Source organism: Stenotrophomonas koreensis, assembly GCF_001431525.1.
In the GTDB taxonomy this organism is placed as follows: Bacteria; Pseudomonadota; Gammaproteobacteria; order Xanthomonadales; family Xanthomonadaceae; genus Stenotrophomonas; species Stenotrophomonas koreensis.
Map to the genome: position 1 here is coordinate 26,252 of NZ_LDJH01000026.1, position 13,547 is coordinate 39,798.

Annotated in this window: 11 protein-coding genes and 6 tRNA genes; 12 read left to right on the forward strand and 5 right to left on the reverse strand. The window is 63.7% G+C overall.

Features of this window, described 5'->3' with window-relative positions:
• Window positions 1-16: 16 nt before the first annotated feature.
• The 4 genes from ppk1 to ABB25_RS12155 form a co-directional block, all read right to left on the reverse strand.
• Window positions 17-2,101, reverse strand: a complete 2,085-nt coding sequence (gene ppk1 / locus ABB25_RS12140) for a polyphosphate kinase 1 (protein WP_057667186.1) — start codon at window positions 2,099-2,101, stop codon at window positions 17-19.
• On the reverse strand, window positions 2,098-3,435 hold the full coding sequence (phoR, locus tag ABB25_RS12145) for a phosphate regulon sensor histidine kinase PhoR (RefSeq protein ID WP_057667187.1): 1,338 nt from the start codon (window positions 3,433-3,435) through the stop codon (window positions 2,098-2,100). Before phoR ends, ppk1 begins: the two co-directional genes overlap by 4 nt.
• Before the next feature lie 98 nt (window positions 3,436-3,533).
• On the reverse strand, window positions 3,534-4,223 hold the full coding sequence (gene phoB / locus ABB25_RS12150) for a phosphate regulon transcriptional regulator PhoB (RefSeq protein WP_057667188.1): 690 nt from the start codon (window positions 4,221-4,223) through the stop codon (window positions 3,534-3,536).
• 70 nt (window positions 4,224-4,293) lie between these two features.
• Window positions 4,294-5,940: a M48 family metalloprotease gene (locus ABB25_RS12155; RefSeq protein ID WP_057667189.1), complete on the reverse strand. Its 1,647-nt coding sequence runs from the start codon at window positions 5,938-5,940 to the stop codon at window positions 4,294-4,296.
• A 152-nt stretch (window positions 5,941-6,092) separates the two neighbouring features.
• On the opposite strand from ABB25_RS12155, the gene grxC reads away from it, so the two are divergent.
• The 3 genes from grxC (at window position 6,093) to ABB25_RS12170 (ending at window position 7,904) form a co-directional block, all read left to right on the forward strand.
• Window positions 6,093-6,368 carry a glutaredoxin 3 gene (gene grxC / locus ABB25_RS12160; protein ID WP_057667190.1) on the forward strand — a complete coding sequence of 92 codons (276 nt, stop codon included), beginning with the start codon at window positions 6,093-6,095 and terminating at the stop codon, window positions 6,366-6,368.
• Window positions 6,365-6,763: a carboxymuconolactone decarboxylase family protein gene (locus ABB25_RS12165; protein ID WP_057667191.1), complete on the forward strand. Its 399-nt coding sequence runs from the start codon at window positions 6,365-6,367 to the stop codon at window positions 6,761-6,763. Before grxC ends, ABB25_RS12165 begins: the two co-directional genes overlap by 4 nt.
• Window positions 6,764-6,899: 136 nt before the next feature.
• Window positions 6,900-7,904 carry an isocitrate dehydrogenase gene (locus tag ABB25_RS12170; RefSeq protein ID WP_057667192.1) on the forward strand — a complete coding sequence of 335 codons (1,005 nt, stop codon included), beginning with the start codon at window positions 6,900-6,902 and terminating at the stop codon, window positions 7,902-7,904.
• 263 nt (window positions 7,905-8,167) lie between these two features.
• On the opposite strand, the gene ABB25_RS12175 is transcribed toward ABB25_RS12170, so the two are convergent.
• A complete protein-coding gene (locus ABB25_RS12175) occupies window positions 8,168-8,929 on the reverse strand; it encodes a Bax inhibitor-1/YccA family protein (RefSeq protein ID WP_057667194.1) in 762 nt (253 codons plus the stop codon).
• A gap of 150 nt (window positions 8,930-9,079) precedes the next feature.
• Here ABB25_RS12175 and ABB25_RS12180 point away from each other — a divergent pair.
• The 9 genes from ABB25_RS12180 to clpX all read left to right on the forward strand — a co-directional run bounded on the left by ABB25_RS12180 (window position 9,080) and on the right by clpX (window position 13,485).
• Window positions 9,080-9,156: transfer RNA gene (locus ABB25_RS12180), tRNA-Pro, on the forward strand.
• A gap of 45 nt (window positions 9,157-9,201) precedes the next feature.
• A tRNA-Arg gene (locus tag ABB25_RS12185) sits at window positions 9,202-9,278 on the forward strand.
• Between the two features lie 36 nt (window positions 9,279-9,314).
• Window positions 9,315-9,391 (forward strand) — tRNA-His (locus ABB25_RS12190).
• A gap of 82 nt (window positions 9,392-9,473) precedes the next feature.
• Window positions 9,474-9,549 (forward strand) — tRNA-Lys (locus ABB25_RS12195).
• 112 nt (window positions 9,550-9,661) lie between these two features.
• Window positions 9,662-9,737: transfer RNA gene (locus tag ABB25_RS12200), tRNA-Lys, on the forward strand.
• A 75-nt stretch (window positions 9,738-9,812) separates the two neighbouring features.
• Window positions 9,813-9,897: transfer RNA gene (locus tag ABB25_RS12205), tRNA-Leu, on the forward strand.
• A gap of 173 nt (window positions 9,898-10,070) precedes the next feature.
• Window positions 10,071-11,366, forward strand: coding sequence for a trigger factor (gene tig / locus ABB25_RS12210; RefSeq protein WP_057667196.1), 1,296 nt, complete (start codon window positions 10,071-10,073; stop codon window positions 11,364-11,366).
• 76 nt (window positions 11,367-11,442) lie between these two features.
• On the forward strand, window positions 11,443-12,069 hold the full coding sequence (gene clpP, locus ABB25_RS12215) for an ATP-dependent Clp endopeptidase proteolytic subunit ClpP (RefSeq protein WP_057667198.1): 627 nt from the start codon (window positions 11,443-11,445) through the stop codon (window positions 12,067-12,069).
• A gap of 129 nt (window positions 12,070-12,198) precedes the next feature.
• The gene (clpX, locus tag ABB25_RS12220) at window positions 12,199-13,485 is read left to right on the forward strand and encodes an ATP-dependent Clp protease ATP-binding subunit ClpX (RefSeq protein WP_057667201.1); all 1,287 of its coding nucleotides are present in this window, start codon (window positions 12,199-12,201) and stop codon (window positions 13,483-13,485) included.
• The last annotated feature ends 62 nt before the right edge of the window (window positions 13,486-13,547 follow it).

Here is a 13,547-nt window from a genome sequence, read left to right on the forward strand (position 1 = left end):
CCGTTTCAGGAGCTGCTCAGATGCCTTCCAGCAGGGTCAGCTGGGCCGAATGCGGGATCTGCCCGGGTGCCGGGCTTACCGGCAGGTAGCTGCCATCGGCCTGCAGTTGCCAGGCATTGAGGTTGTCCTCCAGGTAGTTGAGCAACACCTCGTTGTAGACACGCCTGGCCAGCTTCTGGTCGCGGATCGGGAAGCAGGTCTCCACCCGTCGCAGCAGGTTGCGCTCCAGCCAGTCGGCGCTGGCGCAGAACAGCTCCGGGGCACCATCGTTGCCGAACCAGTAGACCCGGCTGTGTTCCAGGAAGCGGCCGACGATCGAGCGCACGCGGATGTTTTCCGAGACCCCGGGCACCCCCGGCCGCAGGGTGCAGGCGCCACGCACGATCAGGTCGATCTGCACCCCGGCCTGCGAGGCGGCATACAGGGCACGCACCACCTGGGCCTCGTTGAGGGCGTTCATCTTGGCGATGATGCGGGCCGGGCGGCCGGCCAGGGCATAGCGGGTTTCGCGCTCGATCCGTTCCAGCACGCCGCTGTGCAGGGTGAAGGGCGACTGCAGCAGGCATTTGAGCTTCATTTTCGGGCCCAGCCCGGACAGCTGCAGGAACAGCAGGTGGACGTCGTTGCCGATGTCTGCATCGGCGGTGATCAGGCCGATGTCGGTGTAGGCGCGGGAGGTGCCGGAGTGGTAGTTGCCGGTGCCCAGGTGGACATAGCGGCGCAGCTTGCGGCCTTCGCGGCGTACGATCAGCAGCATCTTGGCGTGGGTCTTGTAGCCGACCACTCCGTAGACCACCTGTACCCCTGCCTCCTGCAGGCGGTCGGCCACCCCCAGGTTGGCGTCCTCGTCGAAGCGGGCGCGCAGTTCCACCACCACGGTGACATCCTTGCCGTTGCGCGCGGCCTGGATCAGCGCATCGACGATGGCCGAATCCTTGCCGGTGCGGTACAGCGTCTGCTTGATCGCCAGCACGTTGGGGTCGGTGGCGGCCTGGCGGATCAGCTCGATCACGCTGGAGAAGCTGTCAAACGGGTGGTGCAGCAGCAGGTCACGCTGGGCCACGGTGGCGAAGATCGCCTCCGGTTCGACCACCGTGCGCTGGCTCATCGGCGGGTATTTCAGGTCCGGGCGGTCGGCCATGTCATACACCTGGATGACCCGGTTCAGGTTGACCGGGCCATCGATGTAGTAAGCGGCGTTGTCGGGCAGCTCGAAGTTCTGCAGCAGCTGGCGCACGATCGGACGCGGGCAGTCATGGGCGATTTCCAGCCGCACCGCCGGCCGGTAGCCGCGGGTCACCAGCTCGTCGCGCAGGGCCAGCGCCAGGTTCTCCACTTCTTCTTCGTCGACGATCAGCTCGGAGTTGCGGGTGACCCGGAACTGGTAGGCACCTTCGACCTCCATGCCCGGGAACATCTCCTCGACGAAGGCCGACAGCACCGAGGACAGGAACACGAAGCTGTGCGGGCCGGCCACGCGCTCGGGCAGCTTGATGATCCGTGGCAGCGAGCGCGGGGCGCGCACGATGGCCATGTGGCCGGCACGCCCGAAGGCATCCACGCCCTTGAGCATGACCACGATGTTCAGGGTCTTGTTGAGGATGCGCGGGAACGGGTGGGCCGGATCCAGCCCCAGCGGTGAGAGCACCGGCAGGATTTCATGGCGGAAATACGCGCGCAGCCAGCGCCGTTGGCGGGCATCCCACTGGTCGCGGGCAATCACTTCCACCCCGGCCTCGGACAGGGCCGGGCGCAGCACGTTGTTCCAGCAGTCGTACTGCTCCTGCACCAGGCGGGCGGAGCGGTCGTGGATGGCGCCCAGGATCGCCTGCGGGCTCATCCCATCCGGCGCCGGTGGCAGGCCGAATTCCTGCGCATGGCGCACGGTGGCGGCGCGGATCTCGAAAAACTCGTCCAGGTTGGTGCAGGAAATGCACAAAAAGCGCAGCCGCTCCAGCAGCGGCACGCGCTCGTCGCGGGCCTGGGCCATGACCCGGAAGTTGAAGTCCAGCTGTGACAGCTCGCGGTTGATGTACAGCGCCGGGTCACGCAACAGGTCGTTGTCGGGGCGTGGCTGGGTGGGGCTGGGCGCTGAAATCATGGTGTTGCGGGCTCCTTCGGGACGCTGTCGGTATCGTTGCGCACGGTGACGTGGCTGGCATCAAACCGGCAGGAAAACTCGCTGCCTTTACCGACTTCACTATGGATCACCAGGTGTGCGTTGTGTAGGCCCAGGATGTGCTTGACGATGGACAGGCCCAGCCCGGTGCCGCCGCTCTCGCGTGAGCGGCTGGAAGACACCCGGTAGAAGCGTTCGGTCAGCCGCGGGATGTGCTGGCTGGCAATGCCGTAACCGGTATCACGCACGCTCAGGGTGGCGCCCTGGCCTTCGCGGGCCAGCCGGATGGCGATGCTGCCGCCTTCCGGGGTATAGCGCACCGCATTGCTGACCAGGTTGGAGAAGGCGCTGTGCAGCTCGCGCACCGAGCCGAGCAGGTCCACCGTGCCGTCATCCTCGAGCGTGACCCGGTGCCGCCCCTGGCTCAGCGCGTTGGCCTCGCGCTGCAGGGTGGCCAGCACCGGCGCCATCGATACGTTGTCCAGTTCGCCCGGTGACTGTGCCTCCAGCCGCGACAGGGTCAGCAGGTCCTCCACCAGCTGGGTCATGCGCTGGGACTGTTTGCGCATTTCCTCCAGCATCGGCCCGGTACCGGGGAAATCCTCCGGTTCCATCATGTCCAGGTAGCCATGCACCACGGTCAGCGGGGTACGCAGCTCATGCGAGACATTGGCGACAAAATCGCGGCGTACCCGCTCCAGGTGCAGCAGCTTGGTGACATCACGGGCAACCAGCAGCCAGCGGTGGTCCGAATACGGCACCAGGCGCAGGTGCAGGCGGATATTGGGATCGTGTGGCGAGGTGGCATCCAGGATCGGTTCGGCATGACGGCCGGCGGTCAGCCAGTGCGCCAGCGGCATCGGCTGCAGGCGTTGTACCAGGGCCTTGCCGCGATCGGCCATGCCCTGCAGCCCGAGCAAGGGCCCGGCGGCCTGGTTGAACCATTCGATCCGTTGCGTATTGCGGTCCACCACCACCACAGCATCGGGCAGGGCGTCGGCGGCGGCACGGTAGGCCTGCAGCATCTCCAGCAGCCGGCGCTTGCGCGCACGGGTCTGGCGCTGGTTGTGGGCAATCAGGTTTTCCAGCGCGTCCCAGCTGCTGCTGCCGGTGGCTGGCGGTAGGCGTCGGCGCGACAGGCTGCGCAGGATCAGCCCGCGCAGCCGCCAGTGGTGCCAGCCTAGGGTGAGGATGGCGACAATGGCCAGCGCCATCCACACCTGCCCGGCCAACGCGCCGACAAGTGCGGCAAGACAGAGCCACAGGAAGGAATAGGCCAGCGTTCTGAGCCAGGCCGAACGCAGATGACGCTGCATGGGACGTCCGTCAAACAAGTTCACTTCAGGGCCGGGTCAAGGAGCTCACCCGGTTATAGCACCGCACCCCGGCAATGGCACGGGGCATCGGGGCGTGCTCAGGCCGCGGCAGAAAAGCGGTAGCCGGCGCCGCGCACGGTCTGCACCATCTCCTGGGCGGCAAACGGCTCCAGGGTCTTGCGCAGGCGGCGGATATGCACATCGATGGTGCGTTCCTCCACATAGACACTGCCGCCCCAGACGTGATCGAGCAGCTGGCTGCGGCTGTAGACGCGGTCGGGGTGGGTCATGAAGAAGTACAGCAGGCGGTACTCGGTGGGGCCGATCGGCACCGGGGTGTCGTTGCAGTACACCCGATGGGCGGCGCCATCGATGCGCAGGTTGCCGACGGTGACATTGCCGTCCTCATCTTCCTGGCGGTTACGCCGCAGCACCGCGCGGATCCGTGCCAGCAGCTCGCGGGCCGAGAACGGCTTGACCACATAGTCATCGACGCCGGCTTCCAGCCCGCCCACCCGGTCATTTTCCTCACCGCGCGCGGTCAGCATGATGATCGGGATGTCGCGGGTCAGTGCTTCACGCCGCCAGCGACGGGCCAGCTCCAGCCCGCTGGTGCCCGGCAGCATCCAATCCAGCAGGATCAGGTCCGGCACCCGTTCGGCGATGGCATTTTGTGCCTGGCGGGCATCTCCGGCATGCACCGGGTCATATTCACCGCGGCGCAGGGCGAAGGCCACCATGTCACGGATGGCAGGTTCGTCATCAACGATCAGAATGCGCTTGAGCACGTTGCACCGGCTGGATATTTAAGTAACCGCCGCCATTTAGCGACAGTTTGGTGACACCACGATGACAGGGTCAGCCGTTCGGTTCCAGATCCCGGTCGTAGATACCCTGCCGTTTGCGCTCCAGGACCTCCGGGGTGAGGGCCTCGATCCGGGCATCTATGCGCGCCTGGCTGATGTAATCCAGCTGCTGCTGGTGCTTGAGGGTCTGCAGCTGCAGCAGCGCCTGCTCGGCGCGGCCGCTGAGCCAGCTGGCTTCGGCATGGGCCTCGCCGGCACGTACCGGGTCGCCGGCCAGTTCCCAGGCCCGGGCCAGTTGCCGCTGCAATTCCGGGGTGCTCTGGCCATCGCCGGCAAGCGGACGCAGCAACGCCAGCGCCTGTTGTGCGGCAGCGGTACTGCCGCGGGCATTGAGGATCTGGGCATGGGTCAGTGCCACGGCACGGTTGCCGGGCAGGCGCCGGGCCGCGCGCTGGAGGATGGCATCGGCGCGCTCGGCCTCGCCGGCGCGGGCCCAGGCCTGGGCCAGTGGCAGCTCGATCCACAACGTGTCCGGGTGTTCCTGCAGCAGGGCCTGCAGGGACAGGGCGATGTCACGCGGATTGCCACCGGCCTGCAGCCGGGCCAGGGCGACGCCGTGCTGCTGCGCCGGGTCCAGGCCCTCGGCCTGGCGCTTGGCCAGCGCTTCATATTCGGCCAGGGCCGCTGCGGTGGTCGGTGCACTGAGTACCCGCAGACGCTCCTGCGCCCAGCGGAACTGGCTGCCCGGGGCTGGGCGCTGGATCTGGCTCAGGTCCATGCTCAGGCCCGGCAGCTCAGGCAGCAGCGAACTGCGCTCCAGCTCCGGCAGACGGCCACTTTCAGTCGCTGACGATGGCGGTGGCGGCAGGGCCGGCAGCGCAGGGATCACCAATGGTTGTTCGTTGCGGATCTGCTCGGCGCGCTGCTTGGCCTCGCTGATGCGGGTGACATTGACCGGGTGGGTGCGCAGGAACTCCGGTACCTGGTAGCCACCGGTATTGGAGCGGGTCGCCGCCTCCATGCGCTGGAAGGCGCCGGCCATGGCATCGACGTCGTAGCCGCTGCGCGACAGGGTGCGGATGCCCAGCCGGTCGGCTTCGGATTCATTGGAGCGGGTGTAGTTGATCTGGCGTTGCTGCATCAGTCCCATCGCGCTGGTGATCGAGGCCATCGTCGCCTCGCCGGCTGAGCTGCCGCCGGCTTGCTGGGCGGCGATCACCGCGGCCAGCATCCCCAGCAGGATCGGGATCTGGTCGCGCTGCGCCCGTTCGACCCCGCGCAGCACATGCTGCTGGGTCACGTGTGCCACTTCGTGGGCCAGCACGGCGGCGACCTCGTCCTCGCGCTCGGCCATCAGCACCAGCCCGGCGTTCATGCCGATATAGCCGCCGAGGGTGGCAAAGGCGTTGATCTGGCGGTCGCGCAGCATGAAGAAGGTATAGCGCTGCTGCGGCTGTGCCGAGGCCGCCCCCAGTGGGCGGCCGACATCCTCCAGCCACTGGTCGGTCAGCGGGTCATCCAGCAGGTAGCCGTAGTTGCGCAGCTCGCGCTGGAACATGGCGCCGTATTCGGCCTGCCTGGCCGGGGTCAGCAGCTCGCCGGCCGAGGAGCCGATGTCCGGCAGGCCCTGTGATTGCGCCAGTGCGCTGGGCAGGCCCAGGCAACAGGTGAGGGCAGTAGCAAGCAGCAGGCGTCGCACGATGTTTCAACTCCAATCGGTCAAACAAGGGTGCGGCCTTTGCGCCCGCAACGGGTGAAGTGATGGTCAAGACGCAGTTTTCCAGGCTTGGCCATGGTTTTCGGCGCCGACCGCTACCATAGTGACACCCATGATCCCCAGGAGTTCCCGCTGTGAGTAGCCAGCCGCCCATTACGATTTATTCCACTCTGGTCTGCCCGTACTGCGTGGCAGCCAAAAACTTCCTGCAGAGCAAGGGGGCGCAGTGGACCGAGGTACGCATCGACCTGGACCCGGAGCAGCGGGAAAAGATGATGGCGCTGACCCGTCGCACCAGTGTGCCGCAGATTTTCATTGGCGATTTCCATGTCGGTGGTTATGACGACATGATCGCGCTGCACCGTCAGGGCAAGCTGGAGCCGCTGCTGGCAGGGCAGGCGCCGGCATGAGTACCGCAGCAGGGGATGGCCAGAACGACCGCCTGGCCGAGTTCACCGCGTTCCGCAAGCGCATGAACGAGCGCATCCTGGCCGAGCCCAACCAGGTGGTGCGCCGCTTCTTCGCCCTCGACACCCAGACCTACCAGGCCGGCGCGCTTGATGTGAAGACCAAGGAGCTGCTCGGCCTGGTCGCCTCGCTGGTGCTGCGCTGTGATGACTGCATCAGTTACCACGTGGCCCAGTGCAAGGAGGCCGGAGTCAGCCGCGAGGAGTTCTTCGAGACCTTTTCCGTGGGCCTGGTGGTGGGTGGTTCGATCGTGATCCCGCATCTGCGCCGGGCAGTGGACTTCCTGGACCAGCTCGAAGCCGGGGCGCCGGCACCGGCGGTGCACGACCACAGCTGAACCTGCGACCAAGGTCGGTTTGGGTCAAACCGGCCGGATCGGGCATAATTGTCAACTGAAACCGCTTTTGCGGCCCCTTGCCTGCCGTGGTCGGCGGCAAGGGCGCATTTCCTTCCCCGTTTCGGAAAATCCAACAATGACCCAGACAATCACCGTTATCCGTGGCGACGGCATCGGCCCGGAAATCATGGATGCCACCCTGTTCATCCTCGACAAGCTGGGCGCTGGCCTGCAGTACGAAGAAGCCGACGCCGGTGTGGTTGCTCTGGAAAAGCACGGTGACCTGATGCCGCAGGTGACCCTGGACTCGATCGCCCGCAACAAGGTGGTGCTGAAGTCGCCGCTGACCACCCCGGTCGGTGGTGGTTTCACCTCGATCAACGTCTCGCTGCGCCGTCACTTCGACCTGTACGCCAACGTGCGTCCGGTGGTGTCCTTCCCGAACACCAAGTCGCGCTACGAAAACATCGACATGATCACGGTGCGTGAAAACACCGAAGGCGCCTACATCTCCGAAGGCCAGGAAGTCTCGGCTGACGGCGAGACCGCCGTGTCGATCACCCGCGTGACCCGCAAGGGCTCCGAGCGCGTCGTGCGCTACGCCTTCGAGCTGGCCAAGGCCAACGGCCGCAAGAAGGTCACTGCGGTGCACAAGGCCAACATCATCAAGTCGACCTCGGGCCTGTTCCTGAAGGTGGCGCGTGAAGTGGCTGCCGAGTACCCGGAAATCGAATTCCAGGAAATGATCGTCGACAACGCCTGCATGCAGCTGGTGATGCGCCCGGAACAGTTCGACGTGGTCGTGACCACCAACCTGTTCGGCGACATCCTGTCTGACCTGTGTGCCGGCCTGGTCGGCGGCCTGGGCCTGGCCCCGGGTGCCAACATCGGCAAGGACGCGGCGATCTTCGAAGCCGTCCACGGCACCGCCCCGGACATCGCCGGCCAGGGCAAGGCCAACCCGTGCGCCCTGCTGCTGGCAGCGGTGCAGATGCTCGAGCACATCGGCCAGCAGGCCAATGCCGAGCGTCTGCGCAAGGCGATCATTGCCACCATGGAAGCCAAGGACTCGCTGACCGGCGACCTCGGTGGCACCGGTTCGACCATGGACTTTGCCAAGGCCATCGCCAGCCGCCTGTAACCGGCTGCTGACCCTGCCAGGTTACGAAGGGGCGCCGCGAGGCGCCCCTTCGTTTTGTCGGCGATTCCTTTTCTCATCCGTTGTCCGTCGCTGTGACAGGTCGTTTACGGCGGGGAGGGTGGGCGCCGGGCGGCGCCTGCCAGCTCGGGCACTCGGGTGCTGTGGGCTGAGGGCCCGGTCCCGGGCAGGAAATTTACTTCTCGTAAAAGACAAGGGCGCCTTGCGGCGCCCTTGTTGATGCTGCCGGCCTGACGCTGCCGGCGTCAGTCGCGTGACTGCAGCTTGGAGAGCAGGCGCAGGAATTCCAGGTACAGCCAGACCAGGGTGACCATCAGGCCGAAGGCGGCATACCACTCCATGTACTTCGGTGCCCCGGCGTCCACCCCGGATTCGATGAAGTCAAAGTCCAGTACCAGGTTCAACGCGGCAATGACCACGACGAACAGGCTGAAGCCAATCCCGATCAGGCCGGATTCGTGGATATAGGGGATGTTGATGTCAAAAAAGCCCAGCACGATGGTGGCCAGGTAGACCAGGGCAATGCCGCCGGTGGCAGCGACCACGCCGAGCTTGAAGTTCTCGGTGGCGCGGATCAGGCCGGAGCGGTAGGCCGCCAGCAGGGCCAGCAGCGTGCCGAAGGTCAGGATCACCGCCTGCAGCACGATGCCGTCAAAACGGGCTTCGTACATGGCCGAGACCGTGCCCAGGAAAAGCCCCTCCACCAGCGCATAGAGCGGCGCGGTGACCGGGGCCCATTGCTGTTTGAAGATCGTGATCAGGGCCAGGATCAGGCCGCCAATCAGGCCGCCGTACAGGTACAGCGTGGCCGCTGGCAGCAGCTGGCCAGTGGCATCAAAGCTGGCATGCCAGGAAAAAGCAGCCGTGAGAACGGCAAGCAACAGCAGCAGGCCGGTCTTGTTGACGGTGCCATTCAGGCTCATCGCCTGGGCGTTGCGGCCGACGACAGTGCCGCTGTGCAGGTCCAGGAAAGTGTCTTCCTTCAGTGCGGGGTTGCCACTACGCATAGTGCCTCAATGTGATTGAGCAGGTGCTGCAGTTCCAAGGCTCCCGCAAGCTTAGCCGAGTTTGGCTTGTGTGAAAAAAACCGTTGACAGGCGGCAGGGGGAACGACACAATAGCCGCTCTTCGGGGGATGACCTCGGGGGATTTACCGCCGGGGTATAGCGCAGTCTGGTAGCGCGCCTGCTTTGGGAGCAGGATGTCGGGGGTTCGAATCCCTCTACCCCGACCAATTCGCCATCTTTTCGGGTGTGAGTTGGCTGCGACATCCAGAAGGGCGCCCGTAGCTCAACTGGATAGAGCACCGGCCTTCTAAGCCGGCGGTTACAGGTTCGATTCCTGTCGGGCGCACCAGTTCTGGTTGTACGCGGCGGGGACAAAAATTCAATGGTGGCTGTAGCTCAGTTGGTTAGAGTACCGGATTGTGATTCCGGTGGTCGGGGGTTCGAATCCCCTCAGCCACCCCATTGTTTCAAGTGGTTCTGAATTATTCAGGGTCATGGCTTGCAAAGGCCAAAGAGTTCACTATAATGTGACTCGCATGTTTCAGGGCTGTTAGCTCAGTTGGTAGAGCAGTTGACTCTTAATCAATAGGTCCAAGGTTCGAATCCTTGACAGCCCACCAAACAAGAAGCCATTCGCCAGACGAATGGCTTTTTACATCCGCAAGAATGGCCCGCTTTTTGAAGGCGGGCGCCTGATCCGCAGAGGTATTGACTTGGCGGGTCAAGATTTCAGGGCTGTTAGCTCAGTTGGTAGAGCAGTTGACTCTTAATCAATAGGTCCAAGGTTCGAATCCTTGACAGCCCACCAAGACCAAGGCATCTGCATCGAGCAGATGCCTTTTTCTTTGCCAGTGAAGCTGCGACAATGCGGCCCCTCGCAGTTGCGAAAGTGGCGGAATTGGTAGACGCCCTGGATTTAGGTTCCAGTGTCGCAAGACGTGGGGGTTCGAGTCCCCCCTTTCGCACCAGTCCCAGGCCCGTCACGGCCTTGTTGAAGTCGGGCACGTTGCCCGCTGGCGGCCAGCGGCGTTATACGCCAAACTACAGGGCTGTGAAGGGTTTTACTGATTCCCTTCGTCTTTAAACCGTTTCTCTTCCACATCGAGCCGGCGGCAGAGAGCTGCCGGTGGCAGGAGTCAACATGCAAGCTTCGATTGAAACCACCGGCACGCTGGAGCGCCGCCTGTCCATCACCCTGCCGGAAGACCGCCTGCAGTCCCTGGTTGCTGGTCGACTGGCCGAAATCGGCCGCAATGTGCGCATCAAGGGCTTCCGCCCGGGCAAGGTGCCGGCCAAGGTGGTTGAGCAGCGTTTTGGCGCACAGGTTCGCGGTGAGGCAATCGAAGGCCTGTTGCGTGAAAGTTTTGATTCGGCCATCCGCAGCAATGAGCTGCGGGTTGCCGGCATGCCGCGTATCGAGAAGGCTGGCGAAAGCGAGCTGGAGTTTGTTGCCACGGTTGACCTGGTTCCCGAATTCGGTGAGATCGATGTCAGCAAGTTGACCGTTGTGCGGGATGTTGCCGAGATCACCGATGCCGATATCGAGCAGATGATCGAAAACCTGCGCCTGCAGCGTCGCAGCTTTGTCCCGGTCAGCCGTGCAGCAAAGGAAGGCGACCTGGTTGCGGTGGAGACCTTCTCGGTCGTTGATGGCGAGCGTCTGCCTGCCGAGGGTGCCGAAAAGGGCCAGGTGTTGATCGGTGGCGGAATGATGTTCGCTCCGATCGAGCAGGCCCTGGTGGGTCTTGCCAAGGGTGAGGAAAAGACCCTGGATGTCGATTTCCCGGCTGACTGGCGGGTAGCCCAGCTGGCAGGCAAGACCGCCCAGGTCACTGTCAAGGCAGTCGATGTGGCCGAAGCCGTGCTGCCGGAAGTCGATGCCGAGTTCATCAAGAGCTTTGGCGTGAAGGGCGGCGATGTCGAGCAGTTCCGCGCCGATATCCGTACCAACCTGCAGCGCGAGCTCAAGGGTGCGCTGATGAACCGTCTGCGTCGTGAAGTCGGCGAACAGCTGATTGCCGCGTATGCGCACATCGAGCTGCCGGCGCGCCTGGTCGAGAACGAGGCCCGCAATATGCTGGCCCAGCAGCTTGAGCAGATCCGTCGCCAGGGTGGCAACCCGGGCGAGATCCCGGCCGATGCGCACAACGGCTTCATGGACGCGGCCCGCAAGCGCGTGTTGGTGGGGCTGCTGGTTGGTGAAATCGCACGTCTGAACCAGCTGCGCCTGGAGCCTGCCCGTCTGAATGAAACCCTGAACCTGATCGCCTCGACCTATGAAGAGCCGGAGCAGGTGGTTGAGATGTATCGCAAGGACCCCCAGATGATGCAGAACCTGCAGGGCCGTGTGATGGAAGAGCAGGTCATCGACTGGATTGCCGAGCGCGCGCAGCACACCGAGCGCAGCCTGAGCTTCCAGGAAGCGATCCGCCCGTAACACTGGCCAGCACAAACGGCCAACGCCCCCGCGCCCGATGGCGTGGGGCGATTCCTTCAGATACAGGTGCCCGTGAATGGACAACCGAACCAAAGCCTTGAACCTGGTTCCGATGGTGGTCGAACAGACCGCTCGTGGAGAGCGTTCGTACGACATCTACTCGCGTTTGCTCAAGGAGCGCCTGATCTTTCTGGTCGGCCCGATTGACGACCATATGGCCAACCTGGTGGTGGCGCAGCTGCTGTTTCTGGAAGCAGAAAATCCGGAAAAAGACATCAGCATCTACATCAACTCGCCTGGTGGCGTGGTTACCGCCGGTATGGCCATCTACGACACCATGCAGTACATCCGCCCGGATGTGAGCACCATCTGTGTCGGCCAGGCCTGTTCGATGGGCGCGCTGTTGCTGGCTTCCGGTGCGGCGGGCAAGCGGTTTGCACTGCCCAATTCGCGGGTGATGATCCACCAGCCGCTGGGCGGCTACCAGGGCCAGGCGACCGACATCGATATCCATGCCCGTGAGATCCTGACCCTGCGCTCACGCCTGAACGAAGTGCTGGCCAAGCACGCCGGGCAGGGCCTGGAGACCATCGCACGCGATACCGAGCGCGACAATTTCAAGAGTGCCTTCGAGGCGCAGGCCTATGGCCTGGTCGACCAGGTACTGGAACGTCGCCCCGAGGAATCGATCCAGCCGGTGTAAACACTTGGCAAGTGATTGAAAATAAAGTGGTAAAGGCAGGGTCGGGGTAGGGCGGGAGTCCTCCCGGCCCTGTGCTATTCTCGAACATATACCTCTGCATCTTGCAGGGAGCAACTGGATAAGCGAAGCATGACTGAAGACCGGCAAGGGCGTTCCGCAGACGGCGGCAAGATCCTCTACTGCTCGTTCTGTGGAAAGAGCCAGCACGAGGTCCGGAAGTTGATTGCCGGCCCCAGCGTATTCATCTGTGATGAATGCGTAGCGCTGTGCAATGACATCATTCGTGAGGAGCTGGAAGAAAAGGCTTCCTCGGCGCGCAGCTCGCTGCCCAAGCCGAAGGAAATCCTCGAGGTCCTGGACCAGTACGTGATCGGCCAGAACCGCGCCAAGCGCACCCTGGCGGTGGCGGTGTACAACCACTACAAGCGCATCGAGAGCCGCCAGAAGAGTGATGACGTCGAGCTGGCCAAGTCCAACATCCTGCTGGTCGGCCCGACCGGTTCGGGCAAGACGCTGCTGGCCGAAACCCTGGCGCGCATGCTCAATGTGCCGTTCACCATGGCCGATGCGACCACGCTGACCGAAGCCGGTTATGTCGGCGAGGACGTGGAGAACATCATCCAGAAGCTGCTGCAGAAGTGTGATTACGACGTCGAAAAGGCGCAGCAGGGCATTGTCTACATCGATGAAATCGACAAGATCTCGCGCAAGAGCGAGAACCCGTCGATCACCCGTGATGTCTCCGGTGAAGGCGTGCAGCAGGCGCTGCTCAAACTGATCGAAGGCACCGTGGCCAGCGTGCCGCCGCAGGGTGGGCGCAAGCATCCGCAGCAGGAATTTTTGCAGGTGGACACCAAGAACATCCTGTTCATCTGTGGCGGCGCGTTCGCCGGGCTGGACAAGGTGATTGCTGCCCGTTCCACCGATGCCGGCAGCATTGGCTTTGGTGCCAAGGTGAAGTCGAGCGAGCGCAAGCAGGAAGTAGGCAAGGTGCTGGCCCAGGTCGAACCGGAAGACCTGGTGAAATTTGGTCTGATCCCTGAGTTCGTCGGCCGTCTGCCGGTGGTGGCCACGCTGGAAGAGCTCGATGAGGCGGCGCTGGTGCAGATCCTGACCGAGCCCAAGAACGCCATTACCAAGCAGTTCAAGAAGCTGTTCGAGATGGAAGGCGTCGAGCTGGAATTCCGCCCGGATGCGCTGTCGGCAATCGCCAGGAAGGCACTCAAGCGCAAGACCGGCGCACGTGGCCTGCGCACCATCGTTGAATCGGTGTTGCTGGACACCATGTACGAGCTGCCGTCGGCTGAAAATGTCACCAAGGTGGTGGTGGATGAATCGGTGATCGAGCAGAAGTCCGAGCCGTATCTGATCTATGCCACGCCGGAGGCTCCGGCCAAGGCAGCTTCAGGCGACTGAGCTGCATCTTCGCCCCTTGCAAGTAGACGCCGATGGCCCCATAACGGGGCCATCGGCGTTTA